Annotated in this window: 11 protein-coding genes; 5 read left to right on the top strand and 6 right to left on the bottom strand. The window is 48.8% G+C overall.

Translation table 11 applies throughout. From position 1 onward, the window contains the following. Positions 1 to 225: 225 nt before the first annotated feature. The 3 genes from H6F57_RS13090 to H6F57_RS13100 are packed head-to-tail and all read right to left on the bottom strand — an operon-like array spanning position 226 to position 5598. Positions 226 to 1815 (bottom strand): TniQ family protein, encoded by a 1590-nt coding sequence (locus tag H6F57_RS13090; RefSeq protein WP_190625051.1) that lies wholly within the window; start codon positions 1813 to 1815, stop codon positions 226 to 228. Further along, positions 1808 to 2950 (bottom strand): ATP-binding protein, encoded by a 1143-nt coding sequence (locus H6F57_RS13095; RefSeq protein ID WP_190625050.1) that lies wholly within the window; start codon positions 2948 to 2950, stop codon positions 1808 to 1810. Before H6F57_RS13095 ends, H6F57_RS13090 begins: the two co-directional genes overlap by 8 nt. Before the next feature lie 2 nt (positions 2951 to 2952). Then, positions 2953 to 5598, bottom strand: coding sequence for a TnsA endonuclease N-terminal domain-containing protein (locus tag H6F57_RS13100; protein ID WP_190625049.1), 2646 nt, complete (start codon positions 5596 to 5598; stop codon positions 2953 to 2955). 985 nt (positions 5599 to 6583) lie between these two features. On the opposite strand from H6F57_RS13100, the gene H6F57_RS13105 reads away from it, so the two are divergent. Both H6F57_RS13105 and H6F57_RS13110 read left to right on the top strand, forming a co-directional pair. Further along, on the top strand, positions 6584 to 6829 hold the full coding sequence (locus H6F57_RS13105; protein WP_190625048.1) for a hypothetical protein: 246 nt from the start codon (positions 6584 to 6586) through the stop codon (positions 6827 to 6829). A 150-nt stretch (positions 6830 to 6979) separates the two neighbouring features. Beyond that, the gene (locus H6F57_RS13110) at positions 6980 to 8110 is read left to right on the top strand and encodes an S-layer homology domain-containing protein (protein WP_190625047.1); all 1131 of its coding nucleotides are present in this window, start codon (positions 6980 to 6982) and stop codon (positions 8108 to 8110) included. 184 nt (positions 8111 to 8294) lie between these two features. Here the strand turns inward: H6F57_RS13110 and H6F57_RS13115 are convergent, their stop codons facing one another. Further along, on the bottom strand, positions 8295 to 8774 hold the full coding sequence (locus tag H6F57_RS13115; protein ID WP_199289501.1) for a hypothetical protein: 480 nt from the start codon (positions 8772 to 8774) through the stop codon (positions 8295 to 8297). A 1041-nt stretch (positions 8775 to 9815) separates the two neighbouring features. On the opposite strand from H6F57_RS13115, the gene H6F57_RS13120 reads away from it, so the two are divergent. Continuing rightward, a complete protein-coding gene (locus tag H6F57_RS13120; protein ID WP_190625045.1) occupies positions 9816 to 13577 on the top strand; it encodes an EAL domain-containing protein in 3762 nt (1253 codons plus the stop codon). Here the strand turns inward: H6F57_RS13120 and H6F57_RS13125 are convergent. Together H6F57_RS13125 and H6F57_RS13130 are read right to left on the bottom strand one after the other, a co-directional pair. Beyond that, entirely contained in the window at positions 13574 to 14293 is a 720-nt protein-coding gene (locus tag H6F57_RS13125; protein ID WP_190625044.1) for a thioredoxin domain-containing protein, read from the bottom strand. The two genes, H6F57_RS13120 and H6F57_RS13125, sit on opposite strands and share 4 nt — an antisense overlap. 83 nt (positions 14294 to 14376) lie before the next feature. After that, the gene (locus H6F57_RS13130) at positions 14377 to 15036 is read right to left on the bottom strand and encodes a sigma-70 family RNA polymerase sigma factor (RefSeq protein WP_190795010.1); all 660 of its coding nucleotides are present in this window, start codon (positions 15034 to 15036) and stop codon (positions 14377 to 14379) included. A 368-nt stretch (positions 15037 to 15404) separates the two neighbouring features. Between H6F57_RS13130 and H6F57_RS13135 the strand changes: the two genes are divergently transcribed. Further along, a complete protein-coding gene (locus H6F57_RS13135) occupies positions 15405 to 15935 on the top strand; it encodes a peptidoglycan-binding domain-containing protein (RefSeq protein ID WP_190625042.1) in 531 nt (176 codons plus the stop codon). A 450-nt stretch (positions 15936 to 16385) separates the two neighbouring features. Then, positions 16386 to 17648, top strand: coding sequence for a hybrid sensor histidine kinase/response regulator (locus H6F57_RS13140; protein WP_190625041.1), 1263 nt, complete (start codon positions 16386 to 16388; stop codon positions 17646 to 17648). The last annotated feature ends 4 nt before the right edge of the window (positions 17649 to 17652 follow it).

Genomic DNA, 17652 nt, shown 5'->3' on the forward strand with positions numbered 1-17652 from the left:
CAATTCCCGCCCATTCTTTACAACCTGGAGGCTCTGGCAGTGAGGACAATCCATGGCTCTGGAGTAGTTGCACTGCAACCATTTTACCCATCACCGTCTAACAGACCAGTGCCGAGAACATGGTAGAGCCTACTAACAGACCTCGGTGGTATACCCATCACCACTATGCCTAAACCTAAACTTACACTTGAATTCGGACATGGGTCGAGACATTATAGCAACACCTCAAAACCACTCATTCTCTTGAAGAAACTGCTCTAGCTTTTTTCGGGATTCCAATCGCAAAATCGACCCAGGACTGCTCATGTGAGGTGATATGCGGCTTGGGGTAGGTATGATACCTTTGCCGTAGAGAGATTGAGCGATCTGCTTCATCTCCTCGAAAAGAACTTCCACTTTCTCATCTTTCTTTTGTGTTCTAAACCGAGAATAATTGTTAGATATCTGTTTGCACAGACTTCTTTCATAAGATCTCAACGTACGCGGCTTTACTCCTAATTCACTAGCAATATTCTCTAAAGATTTTGGAGGATATTCACCCAAAAATCTTTCCAAAACTTCTCGAATAAATTTGCCTTGCTGTTCCTTAAATTTGCCTTGCTGTTCCTTCAAAAAGATCTTGTGCCTTTGTGTTACTCTTTTGCAGATTTCAGGAGCAAAGACATAAAGAGGTGAGCTATTACGGTACTTCAATCTGGCTGCAATATCATCGACTGATGGCGGTGGATTCTCAAGAAGGGCTGTTTCTAAGATTGATGTGACCAATTTCTGCTTTTGCGTAGCTTTTTTGATTGGCCTGTAAGACACTGATTTTTCACTTGACTCTTTATGCTTTTTTTCTGACTCGTAAATTTTACCAATGATCTCACCACAAATAGGTTCAAATAAGGTGGGAAAGTCAATTTGAAGCTTGTAACAGATATTTATCAATGAGGCTAAAGTTGGAGTGATTTGACCTTTACGCCACTTCCTTACTTGAGTGACGCTAGTCCCTAATAATTGAGCTAGATGCGAATCTTTGCCTCTCGATAGGCTCTCCAAAAAATGATCTAAATGGCTTGCGATGGAAACCTTAGTTTTGACAGAAAAACTATCTGGTGGCATGCAAAGTAAATCATTCACGCATTTAATGCAGTGAAGCTGCTCGTCATCTTCACCTGCTTTAAATTTTAGGTTAGGTACTTTATATGTGTAAGCATCGATACCTAGCCATCCTCGGCATTTTGAACAGAATCCCGGCTTGCTGTACCACGAAAGAGGTCTATTTCCTTTTTCGCAATGAGGACAAATGTTAGAAAGAGGAGTTTTGTGAGCAGGACATAATTTGAGTACTTCTAAACTCCAACTAAGGGGTTCATACAAAGATTGAGAATTATCAAGCGATTCTTTAAAACAAAAAGAACACCAGGCTCTTTGCTGCTTCAAAAGTTTCCGGTTAAATATGACTTTCTTCCAATTAAGCAAAGTAAGTTGAGATATATCTGTTCTGCAAGTAAGCTTCTCAACCGCATTGACTGTTCCAAATGCCCAATTACCAAATCCATTAAGTGCACTAGTTTCATTCGCGAATATTCTGTTCAAAACCCCTCCGCAGGACTCCCCAGAAAAGCCATATTTAGGGTTAATCAAAGGAGCAATTTCCTTTATCACCAAGAGGCCTGTAGGAACACAGTGTGCTGTGGCTAGTCTTGAAACGTAGCTAATCAAACTTTCGACATGTAGAAGACCACAACCGATAGGTTGTATTGAATAAAGCCTGCTAACGTGCTGGCTTTGATTAATACCAGCGCTATTAATAGAGTAGCTTTCATTCATCGAAATGGCTCTTTCTACGAACTGGATCTGGAGTTCCTATTCTCCTACCTTTCTTATTAGAAGCAGGATTTTTTCTAGATTTTTTAGCGGTTTCTTTATTTAATTCTAAAAGTGCTCTAAGCCTGTTAATTTCTGATGCAGACTCCTCTAGCAACTGCTCACCTTCAATAATTTCAGTAATAATTTTCTGACATTGAGCAACTGTTAAAGCTGTATCTTCTAGGTGATGCTTTGTGATTTTCTCGCTCCCTTCATCCAAAGCAGCATTCAATGCTCTAGTAAGCCAGTCCTTCAATATGCCAACGCATCCCAATGATCTCTCATAACAATATTCCCACTCAGAATCCAAATTATTTTCTTCAGTCATAGGCATATAATAAAAAGCTAAAGATTGGAGAACTGTACGAAACTTTTCTTTATCGCTTTCGGAATTTACCTTATATCGTGGGAAATGAACTTCTTGATTTCTTCTACTTAACTGCCCACTTAAATTGCGCATCATTAAAAGTTCATAGGTTCCTATTAAAACATGAGGGATTTTAGTGATATTTGCAATGGACTTTAAACAGTCCATATTATCTTGCAGCCGTCTGCCGCTAGACATCTTCTGAATATGCTGGGCCTCATCTAAAATAACCGCATAAGGCTGACGATGCTGTAAAGCATTTTCTTGAGCATGTCGTAGTTTGTTTGTTGATGCAGTAGACCGAACTTTTATTTTCCCATTTGCATCTCTGTAAACTTCTTGAGTTGAATAGTCAATCTTATAGTCAATTAGTGGCTCTTCCATTGCTACAAGAGCACGATAGTAATAATCTTTCCAATCAAAATTCCCTGAAGACGGTGAGGCTGCTTCCAATGAAACAACAGGTATCCTTCCTGAATGGAAATTCTTATCTTCAAGAGATCTTTCAATCAGTAGTTTTTCAATTCTTGGTATTAAAGTAGACTTTCCGACTCCGGTAGGTCCGATTACAGTGATGATTGAAGATTGAGAGCTTGGATTAATTATTAATTTGTAAACCTTCTGGATGACTTCTGACAACTTTCCATGATTCACTATGACGCCTTGAAAATACTGACTTCTTTCAACCTTGTCGGCTTTCAACAAGTCCTGAGGAAATAGTCGGCTCATGCTTAAATAAGCTCCATTGGTTGAAATATTAAAGAGCTGTCATCGTTACGAACTTCTTCTCTTTCATCCTTGTTGTACACATCTAATATTTTTCCCTCTGAAGCTTCATCACTTTTTTCAGCTTCAAGTGAGCCATTAGGATTCTCTAAGTATTCTAAGATTTTCTGGGCCTCTAAATCTTTGAGCCGCTGCTTTTGAAAAGTTTCTTCGGCTTCAATCTCTTTCAAAAAATTGCCCATTACTGAAGCATTAAGCTTCAATTCATTATTACTTCTTTCATTTCTCTTGCGATACTCGGCGGAAACCATTTCTATTTCTTTCTCTGACCTCCCTTTAAAAATGCTGTAATAAGCACTTTTACATTCAACCCATCGGCCTTTCAAAAATGTATAAGCTATGCCTCTGTCGAACGGATCATACCGAACGTCAACATCTGCTCCTTCTAGTTCAGGATCCCGAAAATCATTAGCCCAATAGTAAATATTTTGAATCCGAATACCTTTACCTGCTCGGGCTTTTGCAGTGCCTTTTCTGGGCCCAGGCATAGTGAGAATTTTTAGATTTTGGTCATATACGATAAGTTTGTGATTTCTAGAGCCAAATTTTGCTATGCCGTTTTGCCATGCTTCTTGAGGAGTTGTTCCGAGAGCACTATGAGTATTCTGCTCGTAAATTTCGTATGCCCAGATACTTAAGTAGGTATACAAATCGCCTAAATTCCATGTCGACAATTCTTTGGGATTATTAAATTTCGTAGTTACTCTAACATCTTTCGTGATCTGAGTATTTCCAGACAAGTTATAGATTAGTTGCTTAGAGCAAGTGCCAAATAAACGTTCGCATACTGCGCCAAATCGTGATTTTGACGGTGGCCTGTACTTTATTGTAGAACCCAGATAAATCAGGAGAGTTTCATAATAAATACTATGAAATTCAGCTCCATTATCAGTGACGATTATTTGAGGTAAACGTCCGTGTCTTTGAACACAAATTCTAATTACCATCATGCAGGAGCGGTATGATGGTGGATCGAAAGTTATGTAAAGAGACAGAATCCTTCGTGTATTAGCGTCAATCAAAATTGTGAGCCATGGTCTACCTAGTTTTTTCCCTGTGGTAGAGCATCTAAGTTCTATATCTAATTCTGTGTGGTCTATGTGACCAATTTCAAGAGGTCTATCTCCATGGCTGGGCACATTAAGATATAATTCATATTGAAATTCTTGGTATTTGTATGCGGCTTTATGCCCCCTTCTTTTCTTTTCTTTTTCATAAATAGGTCTTTTTTTGACTTCCTTGGCGAATGTCTTATAGCTTAGAATATTATTAATAAATATTCCTTTCTCTTCACAGGCATGAACGAACTGACTATAGGTTGACTTAATTGTTTGCTGTTTAAAGTTCTCATGCTCCTGATCAATAATTTGAGTCATTAAAACTATTTGTTCTTCGGATATTTTTCTTGTTCTATTTCCTTTTTTATGGTTTTTGGGAAGAAGGCCGATTAACCCCACTCCATATTCTTTTTGGGCCAGTTTAAAATCCCTCTTCCATTTTCTTATTGTCTCTAACGAGTATCCCCCTTCAATATTTCCTTGAATGTAATTGAAGCGCATAATAGCTATTGCTAAGTCATCCTTACTTGCTTCAAGCAAGCGCTCAAAAATCTCATTCTTGCTTGATATTTCCAATTGATGTTTTAATACCTTAATCTTTCCTTGAGTAATCAACAACTCTACTTCTGAGATTTTGTGTTCGAGGAGTTTTTGATTTTCATCCTGAAGAACTATATTCTCAAAACCAACAAAACGAATGGTTAGCTCTTTATTCTCATAGATTAATTTTTCTCCAGGCTGAAGCTTTACCTGAGAGATCTGGTTTGCTTGTAAGCTGCTCATTGAATCAATGCTTATTCTATAAGCTATTGATACTTCCTTGCTGGAAAAAAGAAGGCATTTTTCAGGGTTTACTAATGGTGCAACGCTAAGGTCGATATATATTTCTTTTCGGGCGATTAAAGAATAAATTAAATCCTTAAGGAAATTGTTTTTATGACCGAAAAGTTCATTCAGGCTCATACCAGGATTTTCGAAAATCAATGATATTAGAAGCTCTTTTTCCTCTTCTCTATGGATCTCACTCTCGGAAGAATAGTCATCAAGAAAAATAAGATTTCTGTAAAGAACCCAATTGATTTCCGAGTCTGACCAAACACAAAAATGAAGCCCCATTTTTGCCGCGTATTCTTCACCTGGCGCAAAATGCCACTTCTGGTCATCTCCGAAGAAATAACGTTTTGGGTTTTTTAATTGGAGTTTCTCTAAATCTTTTTCAGTCTTGCATTCAATCCAACCTGCAGAGTCCCTCCAAATTACAAAAAAATCTGGGGTTCCGAAGTAAGCTCCTTTCTTGCCTTGACTCGTTTCGGAGAAGAACTTGATCTGATTTGGCTGATCGTAATACTCCAAAACACTGTCATCGTATTCTAATTTATAAATTACCGGCAATTCATTTTTGTGAGACTCGAACTGGATTGAAACACCCATCTTGCGACTTGGGTATTGTCCGCACACATTTTTGTAGCCACCTCCAACTTTTCGAGCTGGTTGGGACTCTCTAATTTTACCTATTTCTTTTTTTTGTCGCATCTGAAAAATTAAGTCTTCTGCACCAAGAGTTAAATTCCAATTGGGACAACATATTTCCTCCCTAGATATCTGGGGAGATTAGCTGATTAAAATCAGCCTGTCAATCCTTTTTAAGTTATATGAACAGCTTTTTTGGGCAAGATCATTAAGTTACACAATCGTACATGCACGATTGTGTAACTTCGACTTGAGAAGCCATTTTTAACTAATCAAAAAATTTTGAAAGTTTTCAGAAAATGACTTTTTCTCGCCTAAGTTTGTGTAAGTAGGAGATTAAAATTAATAGGAATTCGAATTAATATGCAGCTTGCCATGTCTGGCATGATCTGATTGCCTGATACATCTTTTAGGTATCTCTAACGGCAATGGCTAAGTCTGAAAGACTATAAATGTATTCTCCAGAGTGCGATCAACGATGGCAATAACGGCAACTAAGTCAAGCCGCTTTAGTGCCAGGGGCATGTGCTACCAAGAGCTTGGAGGTTGAAAAATTGATCTCAAATTTAGAGAGAATTCCTTGATTCTAAACTTCTCTCAACGTTGCCAGAGAGTGTTGGAGGCAAGTGTCTCATCGCTGGTAACGTCCACGCTGCTTAGCTCTTGTGACATGGCCAGCAAGAGATTGTAGCGATAGGTGCTCTTATGCCACCCAAAACGTAAACGGCTTGCAGAGTGGGCTTTGTCCTGAGGTGACCACAGCGACCGTATCCTTGCCGAGTGTTACCAGAGCTATGCATCAAACCTGTCAAAGCGGTTTCTAAACTGAATGGGGCAGCGATGGCATTGACTCAGTACAATTACTCACTATCAAGCCAAGATTGAGAATTTGGATAAAGAGGAGTCCTTCTAAATTCTCGGTACGCTTATGCTTCCAAATTAAACTATCGGTGCGCTTACGCTTCTAAGAGGCATTGAATCCTTGACGGCGTTACAATGCTTTTGCCTACTTCTAGGATCCACTTATGGTTCCATGCTCGGTACAGTTATGAGTAAACCCACAGCGCAGGTTCAGCCAGAAAACTTTGAGCCAGAGGTTCGTCGTTTGTTTGGCGACCTAAGGCTGAAACACATCTGGGAAATGGCATACAGTCACTTCTTTGTAAGCTGGATCTTTGACTGTATCTGCGACGGCGAGAGCGCCATGCATCCATTTGTCGAAGCGGTTTCTAAGCCAAATGCGGCAGTGATGGCACTGGAGCAATATAATTACCCGCTAGCAAGCCAGGCTTGAGAATTCCGATAGAGACGGGCTCTTTAGATTCTCAGAGTATTAGCCTACTCAACTTATGCCTGGTGTATCGTCCGAAAGATAGACAAGTTCAGCCTAGGGATTTCATAGCCTGAATACCAAGAAATCTGCTACATCCTAGGGAAAAGACAAATGCTGAATCGCTCTCGTTGGTCCGTTGCAGGTGCAACCGTTGCAGTCCTAGGACTCTCAATCGGGACGTTTGTCCCTTTACTAACGCTGCAACCCACGTCAGCGATCGCATCTCCCGAGCAGACTAGCGGACAATCAGGCTATTTAACAGATACTGAAGGGCATTGGGCACAGCCTTTTATTCAAAGTCTGACCGCTCAAAATCTGCTCAAAGGCTATCCAGATGGAACGTTTAGACCCGATCAGCCAGTGCGGCGTGACGAGTTTGCTGCCATCCTCAGCCAAAGCTTTAATCAGGTCCAAGAAGATCCAATTGCCGATGGCAGCGTTTATAACGATGTTCCGGCAGATCATTGGGCCAAAGATGCAATTGAAGAAGCTCACGAATCCGGATTTATGTCTGGCTACCCTGGTGGCCTTTTTGCACCCGATCGAGAAATTTCAAGAACCGAAGCCCTAGTCTCCCTATCTCAAAACCTCAACCTGGAAGCTCCCCCCACCCTCAATGCTTCAGGTTCCGCGACCCCCACAGCCAATAATTCAACCGCTTCAGAGCAATCTGCGACCAATCAAGCAGCTACCAACAATCAAGCCGCCGCCAACTCAACAGCAGCAAACCAATCCTCCCCTGCCACCCGGCGAGCCCGCAGAAACACATTCCTCATGCCAATGGCGATAACGACTCTAATGCAGCCCCTTGTGGCTCCCGTTAGAGCTAGAAGCGTTCCTCCTGCGGCCAATCGCCCTGCTCAAACTCCAGATTCTGCCAACACTGCCGCCGCTTCTAATTCGTCGGCTCCGGCAAATGCAGCTGAAGACCCAAATCGCACCGATCGCGCAGCAGAAGACAATGCTGAGTTTGAGGCCTTGCCTTCAGAAGTCGTGAGTAACTACTATGCCGATGCCCAAAAAATTCCGATCTATGCGGTAGATCCAATCGCAACTGCAACCCAGGCAGGCTTGGTTGTTAACTATCCCGACCGCCAACTACTCAACCCTGGTCGGCCTGCTACTCGTGCCGAAATTGCAGCGTTTATTCATCAGGCTCTAGTTCACCAAGGCAGGTTGGCTCCGCTGGCTAATAACCCAGCAGCTGATTACATCGTAGATTCGTCTCAGTCTGGCCAGTAAGTTTGGGGATTCTGGGGATTGAATTATGGGTAGAGTCCGCCTGGCAATAACCCCTAGGCTCTAAGCAAACCTGGCAACATTCGCAACTCAGCGCTGTAACTCAATCAAAAGAAAAGAGATTGGTGGAACTTCCACCAATCTCTTTTTTGCTAGTTTACTGTTTTAGAGCAGAAGGTCTAGAAACCTAGAATGCGTAGCCTAGACCAACAGAGCCATTGACTTTGGTGTTGTCATAGAACGAGACGTTGACACCACCATTGGCTACGATGCGCTCGGTGATGCGGTAGTCAACCCCACCAGTGAGCATAGGACCGACTTGGGTAGAGCCTTCGGTAGAGACCGACAGGCCAGCGCCAACGTAGGGCAGTATACGACCGTTGTCGGTAATGGCGTTGAAGTCGTAGGTCACGGGCAGCAGGAAGACGGTTTCACCATCGTCGCCATTAAAGTCGAGGTCGGTGATGACGCCGGGGCGCACCGAGATGTTGTCGGCTACGGTAAACTTGCTGTTGATAGAGAGGCCGATGTCGTCACTGATGCCGACACCTGCGCCGACGTAGTTGAGGTCAGTGCTGGCGTTTTGGGCGTTAGCGGCCATCGGTAGGGCAGCCATAGAAGCAGCAGTAAGACCCAAGGCGATCGCAGCGATAGAACGGGTTTTCATAGTCATTCTCCAAATGCAAACTGTGTGTTGTTGACTGTCTTGTGTTGAAAAGCCCACCCAAAACGGTTTGAGCAATGCCATTAGGTTGGGATAGGGCCGGCGGAGAAGCAGTTGTCTTCGCTTTCGCCATGACACTGTTGTAGCGCTGAGGCCTAGGCACCTCTTAGAGAGGCCATGACACTTTGTGTAGTGGGTGACACTGGCTTATAGCCGAGGAGACAGCACCAGTGGGCCAGAACCCTTGTATCCACAAGCATTTGCAGCTTTAGGACAAGCAAAAATGAGCAACCCAGCCTTTGACCTACCCGTTCCAAATGAGGCAATACGGCAGGCAGACAGCCAAACTGGCACACTCAACTGGCATATTCTTTGGGCCATTGGGGTGCTGGTCAATTTAGCTGGCTGCCCGCACAGCTTTATATAGACAGATCTATATAGATTTAATCGACTGGCATAGTTTTGGGCAATCAGGTCTTTGGTCAAATTGACTACCTGCCCGCACAGCTTTGCATAGACAAATCTATATGGATTTAATCGAATTAATCATCAATTGCCCTACTTTGAAGCAGGGACGAGACAGTCTGCTCAAAGGCAAAGATTTAGGCGTGTTACCTTTACATTGGCCTCAAGCTTCTTGAGTTTCATCACTGTATAAAAAAAATATGAAGTGGGCACACTCAAAAGATACAGTGTTGCATTTTTGACTAACTAAAAATACGGATTAAATCTTCAGAAACCAGCATTCCACAGTTAATTTTAAGTATGCACGTAGGTATTCTCTAGGATCTCGGCTACGCAGTAGATGTCTCTAGACAACTAAAACCTCCAAAACCGAGGGTGCACTAGACACTTCATTTCACTGTTTTTCCTGGGGCAACCTTACTGGCACAGCATGGTTAAACTCACTCGTTGTGCTCTGCTCGTTTGGCAATAGTTTTACCCACCTATCAACTCCAGTTGCCTTGACCTCCTGCCTTCTGGGCAGCAAAGGTTAAGCTGTATGGCCCTTTTAGGTTTCTTAGCTCCCTCACCTTTTAGTTTATGCAGCGATTTTTCCCATCCTGGGTCAATACCAGCCTAGGTATACGCTTGGGCGTTGCCTTTAGCAGCATCACGCTTTTGTTGTCGGCTGTTTTAGGCGGCATGGCTGGTAAGCAGGCGGGAGATCAGATCGAGCGCGATATGGGCGATAGATTGGCCCTGATGGCTGACCAACTGACAGAAGAATTAGATCGCAGCCTGTTTGAGCGCTACCGGGAGATTCAAATTATCGCCGAGTTCAAGCTGGTGGGAAAGCTGGCACAGCCCACGGTTGTGCGGCAGACCTTGCTCGAACGTCTCCAGAGCACTTACCCCGACTATACCTGGATTGGCTTTGCCGATGCCCAAGGTGTCGTGCAAGTTAGCACTCAGGACTTGCTAGAGGGGGTGAGCGTGGCCGAGCGCGACTGGTTTGTTGCGGCCAAGGATGAACCCTTTGTGGGAGATGTGCATGATGCCAAGTTGCTGAGTCAACTTTTGCCCCCCAAGGCCGATGGAACCCCTCTGCGCCTGCTGGATGTGGCCGCGCCTGTCTATAGTGAGGACGGAGAACTCCATGGCGTTTTAGGGGCTCACATCACCTGGGAATGGGTGGAAGAGGTAGCTGCATCGCTAATGCAGGAGCCTACTGCCAACGACCAGGCTGTTTTTATTGTTGATGCTATGGGCAAGGTCATTCTTGGCCCTGAGGCTTGGCAGGGGCAGCAGCTCAACCTAGACAGCCTGCGCCTGGCTCAGAGCCAATCAAAGGGGTTTACCGTAGAGCGCTGGCCCGATGGTCAGCGCTATTTGGTAGGGTTTGTTAGCAGCCAGGGGCATAGCAGCTACCCCGGTCTGGGCTGGACGATTTTAGTGCACGAGCCGGTGTCTACAGCGTTTAGCCCGGCCCGCGCCCTGTTTTGGCAAATTTTGCTGGGCGGGCTTGGCCTCGGCAGTGCGTTTGTGGTTGTGGGTTGGCTCGCGGCCTACCGTATCACCAAGCCCCTGCTGCAAATTGCTGCCGCCGCCGATCAAATTCGCGACGGCAATCGCGATGTGCCGCTGCCTCGGGTCAATGGTCACAATGAGGTCTCTCGGTTAACGGAGGCATTTACCCAACTGATCGCCAACTTATTTGCTCAAGAAACGGCGTTGCGCACGAGTAATTCGCAGCTCAAGCAGCAGCTACAAGCCAAAAGGCTCATGGGGCGATCGCTGAAACGCAGCCACGAACAACTGCGGCAGATTGTCGATGGCATCGAAGACTCGCTGCTGCTGCGAGAGGTTAGCACTGGCAAGCTGATTTACTCCAATCACCGGTTCGCAAATCTCTACCAAGATGTCGTAGCCGATAACTCTTTCCCTGGGGCCTGGCTCCAGTATGTCCATCCTGACGATCGCGCTTGGGTTGCTGAGAAGTTTGCGGACGAACTCCAGGGCAAAGCCTTTTTTAATGACGAATATCGATTCGTGGGTGCCGACGGCCACACCCGCTGGATTTGGAACCGCTCGTTTCCGATTCGAGACGAGCAGGGTGAGATTTACCGCTACGTTGTCATTGAGCGAGATATTACTGAGATTAAGCAGGCTGCCGACGCCCTGCAACAGCTAATGGCGGGCACAGCAGCGGTTACCGGGAAGGCGTTTTTTCAACAGCTGGTAAGGCATTTGGCATCAGCCTTAGATGCCGAATGCGTCTATGTGGCAGAGCGTCAAACCGATGAGATCCGTACCCTGGCCTTTTGGTGCGAGGGAGAGCTACAGCCCAATATCGCGATCGCGGCTACGGAGCTGCCCTGCGCCCTCGTGCTAAACCAGGGTTTTCATCGCTGCGTCGACCAGGTTGCCGAGTCATTTCCCACCAACTCCTTTTTGCAGCGTATGGAGCTGAAGGGCTACGTCGGGGTAACGATGACCACTGCCGGGGGCGATGTGCTGGGTTTGCTCTGCGTGATGAGCAAGCGACCCCTGCGCGATCGCATTGACTACGCCACCATTCTGCAAATTTTTGCCAACCGGGCTGTCGCTGAGCTAGAGCGTCAGCAGGCGAAAGCGGCCTTGCAACAGAGTGAGGCCCGCTTTCGCCTGCTAGCCGAGAATGTTAAAGATTTGGTCTGTCTGCACGACCTGTCGGGTAAGTTTCTCTACCTGAGCCCTTCTTGCACCGCGCTCCTCGGTTTTGAGCCCGAAGAACTAGTGGGCAGCGATCCCTACCGCCAGTGCCACCCAGAAGATCGCCCCCTGATTCGGCCTCAGTTTCAGCAGGCACTTCAGGATCCAGCCTCTAGCTCAATCACTTATCGGGTGCGCTGCAAAAACAGACGCTACATCTGGCTCGAAACGCTCATTAAGGTGATTTACTCGGACGAGGGTGTGCCCACCTACCTGCAAACCAGCTCTCGAGACGTTACCGACCAGGTGCGAATGCTTCAGCAGATGGAGCACGACGCCACCCATGACTGCCTGACCGGATTGCCCAATCGCAGCCTGCTGCTTGAGCGGTTGAATCTAGCAATCAAGCGGATTCATCAGCATGATAACGCGCAGTTTGCAGTGCTACTAATTGATCTCGATCGCTTCAAGGTGATCAACGATAGCCTGGGGCATCCGGTGGGCGATCGCCTGCTCCAGCTGATTGCCAAGCGGCTTCAGGCTGCCATTGGCGGTGTTGATCTGGCAGCCCGCCTAGGCGGCGACGAATTTGTGCTGTTGATCGAAGACATCGACAATCTGGCGACGGCGGTGCGCACCGCCGAGCGAGTGTTAGGCAGTTTTCAAACGGCGATCTCTCTGGCTAGTCAAGAGGTCGTCATCGGAGCCAGTGTTGGCATTGTGCTGGGCGATCGCAGCTATAGCGAGGGCATAGATATGCTGCGCGATGCCGAGATTGCCATGTACTCAGCTAAGCAAACGGGCCGATTAGGCTATACGATTTTCAACCAAACCATGCATCAAAAGGCGTTGCAGCGCCTAGAACTGGAAAATGCCCTGCGCCTGGCGATTGCCCAGCAGGAGTTGACCCTGCGCTACCAGCCCATCGTCGACTTGACCACCGGCGGTCTGGTGGGCTTTGAGGCCCTGGTACGCTGGCAACATCCGATCCAAGGCATGATCTCTCCCGCCGATTTTATCCCCATTGCCGAAGATACCGGGCTCATCGTGCCCCTCGGCACCTGGGTGTTAAAGACCGCCTGTCAGCAGTTGGCCACCTGGCAGGGGCAGTTCCCTGAATCAGCGGCGCTCAAAATGAGCGTCAACCTCTCGGTGGTGCAACTCAAAGAGGCCAACCTGGTGGAACAAGTGGAGCAGGTTTTGACTGAAACCGGGTTGCCGGGCCACTGCCTCGCCCTCGAAATCACCGAGAGCATGTTTATGGAAGATATTGAAGTCATCAACCAGCGGCTCCAGCAGCTCAACCAGCTAGCTATCCAGATCAGCATTGACGACTTTGGTACCGGGTTTTCTTCCCTCAGCTATCTGCACCGGCTCTCAGTCAACAATCTCAAAATCGATCGGTCGTTTGTTAGCAACCTGTCTGAGAGCCATCGCAACCTCAGCATGGCAAGAACCATTATTAACCTGTCTCAGCAGATGGGCCTAACCACCATTGCTGAAGGCATCGAAACCCAAGAACAGCTCCAGCAGCTTAGAACGCTCGGCTGCCAACTGGGCCAGGGTTACCTATTTAATGCCCCAGTCACGTCGGCGGTAGCCGAAACGCTCCTGGGCAAGCTGTCCGAGGTTCAGCTCACTGAAGTTGAGGGCGACTTGGCAGGCCGCTAGGGACGATTTTGGCTTTGAATGGCCGCGTTGATCTGGTCAAAGATCTGCTCAAACAGCTGAAGGGGGGCACCGCCCGGAATCAGCAGGTCATTCATGATAAAAGAAGGAGTGCCCCGGAGCTGAAGCTGCTCAGCCAGGGCCAAGTCTTGCTCAATGGCGGCTTCAGCCTCGGCACTGGTGCGATCGCGGTTGAACTGCTCCACATTGAGCTGCATGGCCTCAGCCAGCTCAACATACAGGTCTTCGCCCAGACGATTTTGATTGACAAACAAGCCGTCGTGGTAAAGCCAAAACTGCCCCTGCTGCCCCGCCGCCCAGGCCGCCTTCGCCGATGGCATCGCCTCAGGGTGAATTTGGGTCAGGGGAAAATGCTTATAAACGTAGAGAATTTCGTCCTCGTGCTGGCCCACAAATTCATTCATGTTGCCCGCCGCCACGACACAGTAGGGGCACTGAAAGTCAGAGAACTTGAACAGTACGATCGGCGCGTTGGGGTTGCCCTTGGTGGGAGAGGAGCCAATTAAGCTGGCGCGATTGCTTGAGGTGATCACCTCGGTAACGATCTCCTGGTGGGCCTTGGGGTTAGGGGGCGGGCTAGCCTGGTTGCGTCGGGGTAAGAAAATTAGCAGTGGCACCGCCGTGCCCACCAGCAAAGCGGCAACAATGCCCCACCGCAGCAGTTTGGATTCGCGCAGCCGTGCCAAGAACTGATCCATGGGCTTCCTTTTCGGTGCTAGGGCTATCCCCTATCATGCCGTCCTGGGGGCAGCCTAGCCAGCTTTTTCTCAGCAAACATCGCCTACCGGCAGGACAGTGGCCCAGCGGGTGAAGCGCCCTGATCAATGCGTCGCCATACGATGTTTTGCAGGCGGCGCTTGGCCCGAGAAGCGCGCTGGCGCAGGGCGACTTCACTGGCCAGCGGCTGACCTTCGGCGGCCAGCCACTGACTAATTTGATCCCACGACCAGCCGCGCACGGTGCGTAGATAGAGCAGACAGGTGGCTGTGGGGTCTTCTTGGTGGAGCAGGTGCAGCGCTTGGTAGAGCAGGTCTAGCTCTTCAAGCAGCATCTGCTGCTGCATCAGGTTGAGGCGATAGTCAGGCAGGATCGCCTCCATCACTTGGGGGTCGGTGGCGCTGGTGCGGTGTTGGCGCTGACGTTCGTAGATAACGTGGACGGCCGTGGCCTTGAGCCAGGCGTAGGGATTGCGAATTACTTCTCCAGTCTGGAGCTTCTTTTTGCCCCGCAAATAGGCCTCGTGAAGAATTTCGTAGGCTTCGAACTGGGCCTCTAGATGGTACTGCTTGAGGGTTCTTTGAATGGCGCTGAGCAGGGTGTGAGCGTGGGCGTTGTCTTTGCTGAGAATCTCACTCAGCGCTTGATCGAACACATCTTGGGCTGGAGCATCGGCGGGTGTGCGGAACTCATTAAAACCACTGGTGTCGTCAGGTTGGCTCATATTCCCTAGGGCCTTAGATGCGGCATCACTCACTTGCTAAGTGATATAAATAGCTCCACTGTGACATTTCAAATTGCGGAAACTAGCGCTCAAAAACTTCTAAAGAATTCTGGCAAAAAAGTCTGGCTTGGCCTGTCACAAGCGACGGCCTGAGGTCACTAATACACTAGTGCGGCAATCTCCAAACCCCGTCGGCCTCGGCTAAACCGGGTTTAGTTTGGGGCTTTGCCTGGGTTTTGACTGCTTGGCAGCTGGCTGACGTAAGCCTGTGGTGCTCTGCTTTGCGATCGCAGCGGCACCACAGCAGCGGGCGGCTAGCCAATCTCGGTTGTCTATTTTGCTTTCCCTCCGGAGGCACGCGAGGAGTCATGAACACGGAACACGCGACGGCACCCCTAGACGATCTTTCTATGGCAGGCGCTCCCGGCTCTGCCGTAGTCGATCTACTCACCGCCCGAGATGCCCCGATTGACGCGCTCAGGCGGGGGCTAGAGCAGCACCGTCAGACGCTGGTTGACTACTGCACTCTGGCCCTTCAGCCTCGGCTGTCTGCCGCTGACGAGGCTTGCTTGAGCGCTATTTTAGACCAGGCCGTCGATGACCCGCTGCTCAGCTTTTGGCTCGACGAGGCCGATGGCTGGGTGGGCGAACACCTCAACCTCATGCCCGCCGATGTGCTGCGACAGCAGCAGCACCGGCTCCAGCGCATCCTGGGGCAAACCTGGGTCGATACATTGTGGAACGATTTGCAGCACGGTACCAAAGCCCTTCAGGCCTACCTCAAGCGGGTGGGGGTTTACAGCGGTGCGATCGACGGCATCATGGGGCCTATCACCCAGCGCGCGATAGAATCCCTGAAGACGGCATACCCCGATGGTCTTCCCCTAGGGTATTTATAGGAATAGGTGCTATAGGCCAGCGACGGTGGGCAGTCTTTGTGGCAATGGTGTTGCTGCTGGCGCTGGGGCCAACTGTGGGGGCGATCGCCCCCCTTCGCCTCATCAGGGACATCGCTTCTGTGCTCGCTCGAAGCCTTAACGAAAACCTTGGGACATGGGTGCTGGTGAGCGAGCGGGCCGGTTCCTGGCCTTTGCAGTCTGTGGGGATACACTCCATCCGGGGTCGGGCTTAGGAGCTAGAGCTGTTTACCCTGGCTTAGGTCATCGCTTGGATAGCGGCTACGGCAAAGAGCTTATACCCTCGGATAGAGGCTGCTGGCATAATATTGTGGCAATTTGAAGAACAGAGTATTTGGTATTGTTACTGTCCTGGTGAAGCTTTCCAAAACGCCGCAGCAACCTTAGCAGCAACCTTATAATAAGTGCCCCGCCAAGAGTGTTGAACCCGTAATGCCTCCGGATTTCCCCGATGATTCCTTTGCCATTCTGGCTGTAGACGACGCTCCCGACAATTTGTTCCTAGTCGAATCGATTCTGGATGATCCTGAGTACCGCATGACCTGTGTAGAGAGCGGTCCGGCAGCTTTGGATGTGGTCCATCGGTCACCCCCTCCGGATCTAATTTTGCTCGATGTCATGATGCCGGGCATGGATGGCTATGCGGTAACTCAAAAGATTCGCAGTGATGCGAGTCTGCCCTACATTCCCATTTTGCTGATTACGGCCCACGATCAGTCGAGTCTAGTGCAGGGGCTAGACGCTGGGGCCGACGACTTTATCCGCAAGCCAATGGATGTCAATGAGCTGCGGGCTAGGGTGCGATCGCTACTTCGGCTCAAGCGCAGTATGGATGCTCAGGCCGACATGATTCGCCAGCGGGACGACTTTGTGGCCCGCCTCACCCACGACCTGCGCACGCCTCTGGTGGCCGCCAACCGCATGCTCAAGCTGTGTCAGGACGATGCCTTTGGCCCCATGCCCAACGATGGTAAAGAGGCGATCGCCACCATTGTCGACAGCAACCGCCACCTGCTCAGCATGGTCAACACGCTGCTTGAGGTCTACCGCCATGAGGCAGGGCATAAGGCGCTGACCATGTCGCCCGTCAATCTTCTTAACCTGGCTGAAACCGTAGTGACTGAGCTGGCCCCAATTGCTGCTGAGAAGTCGATCACGGCTAGGCTCTGTCGAGCTGACCGGGTAGAGACCCCGCGCACGGTTGTTTCTGCTGCTGCCCTCAACGGTGCTGCCACCTCAGACGGGTTCACTCGGGGGAATGCTCTATTAAGCGACGATGCTTTTACCGTAGAGGGTGACCATCTAGAGCTGCGTCGGGTGATCACCAACCTGATCGGCAACGCTATTAAGTTTACCGATGTTGGCCATGTCTCCGTTACGGTGGGCACTGAGCCGCACCTGCCGCCCGAGGTTGAGGCGACCGGCTACCCGCGCGATCGCCCCTGGGTGTCGCTATCTGTGGCCGATACTGGCATTGGCATTCCCGTTACCGAGCAAACTAGGGTTTTTGAGTGGTTCCGCCAGGGCAACCATGCGCGGGCGGGCCATGGTTTGGGCCTGCACCTGTCCCAGCGGATTGCGAAGCTCCACAACGGGGTTATTTCCCTCACGTCTGAAGCTGGCCAGGGCAGCTGCTTCACGCTTTATTTGCCCCAACTCGGGAGCGCAGAGCAAGGGAATTCTTCGGCCTACTAGAGGA

Origin of the sequence: Leptolyngbya sp. FACHB-60 (assembly GCF_014695775.1) — a bacterium.
Classification (GTDB): domain Bacteria; phylum Cyanobacteriota; class Cyanobacteriia; order Phormidesmidales; family Phormidesmidaceae; genus Nodosilinea.

What these genes read in the sequence shown, in the direction of transcription:
- H6F57_RS13090 (WP_190625051.1), bottom strand. Translation starts at nt 1,815, where the DNA reads ATGAATGAAAGCTACTCTATTAATAGCGCTGGTATTAATCAAAGCCAG.
- H6F57_RS13095 (WP_190625050.1), bottom strand. Translation starts at nt 2,950, where the DNA reads ATGAGCCGACTATTTCCTCAGGACTTGTTGAAAGCCGACAAGGTTGAA.
- H6F57_RS13100 (WP_190625049.1), bottom strand. Translation starts at nt 5,598, where the DNA reads ATGCGACAAAAAAAAGAAATAGGTAAAATTAGAGAGTCCCAACCAGCT.
- H6F57_RS13105 (WP_190625048.1), top strand. Translation starts at nt 6,584, where the DNA reads ATGAGTAAACCCACAGCGCAGGTTCAGCCAGAAAACTTTGAGCCAGAG.
- H6F57_RS13110 (WP_190625047.1), top strand. Translation starts at nt 6,980, where the DNA reads ATGCTGAATCGCTCTCGTTGGTCCGTTGCAGGTGCAACCGTTGCAGTC.
- H6F57_RS13115 (WP_199289501.1), bottom strand. Translation starts at nt 8,774, where the DNA reads ATGAAAACCCGTTCTATCGCTGCGATCGCCTTGGGTCTTACTGCTGCT.
- H6F57_RS13120 (WP_190625045.1), top strand. Translation starts at nt 9,816, where the DNA reads ATGCAGCGATTTTTCCCATCCTGGGTCAATACCAGCCTAGGTATACGC.
- H6F57_RS13125 (WP_190625044.1), bottom strand. Translation starts at nt 14,293, where the DNA reads ATGGATCAGTTCTTGGCACGGCTGCGCGAATCCAAACTGCTGCGGTGG.
- H6F57_RS13130 (WP_190795010.1), bottom strand. Translation starts at nt 15,036, where the DNA reads ATGAGCCAACCTGACGACACCAGTGGTTTTAATGAGTTCCGCACACCC.
- H6F57_RS13135 (WP_190625042.1), top strand. Translation starts at nt 15,405, where the DNA reads ATGAACACGGAACACGCGACGGCACCCCTAGACGATCTTTCTATGGCA.
- H6F57_RS13140 (WP_190625041.1), top strand. Translation starts at nt 16,386, where the DNA reads ATGCCTCCGGATTTCCCCGATGATTCCTTTGCCATTCTGGCTGTAGAC.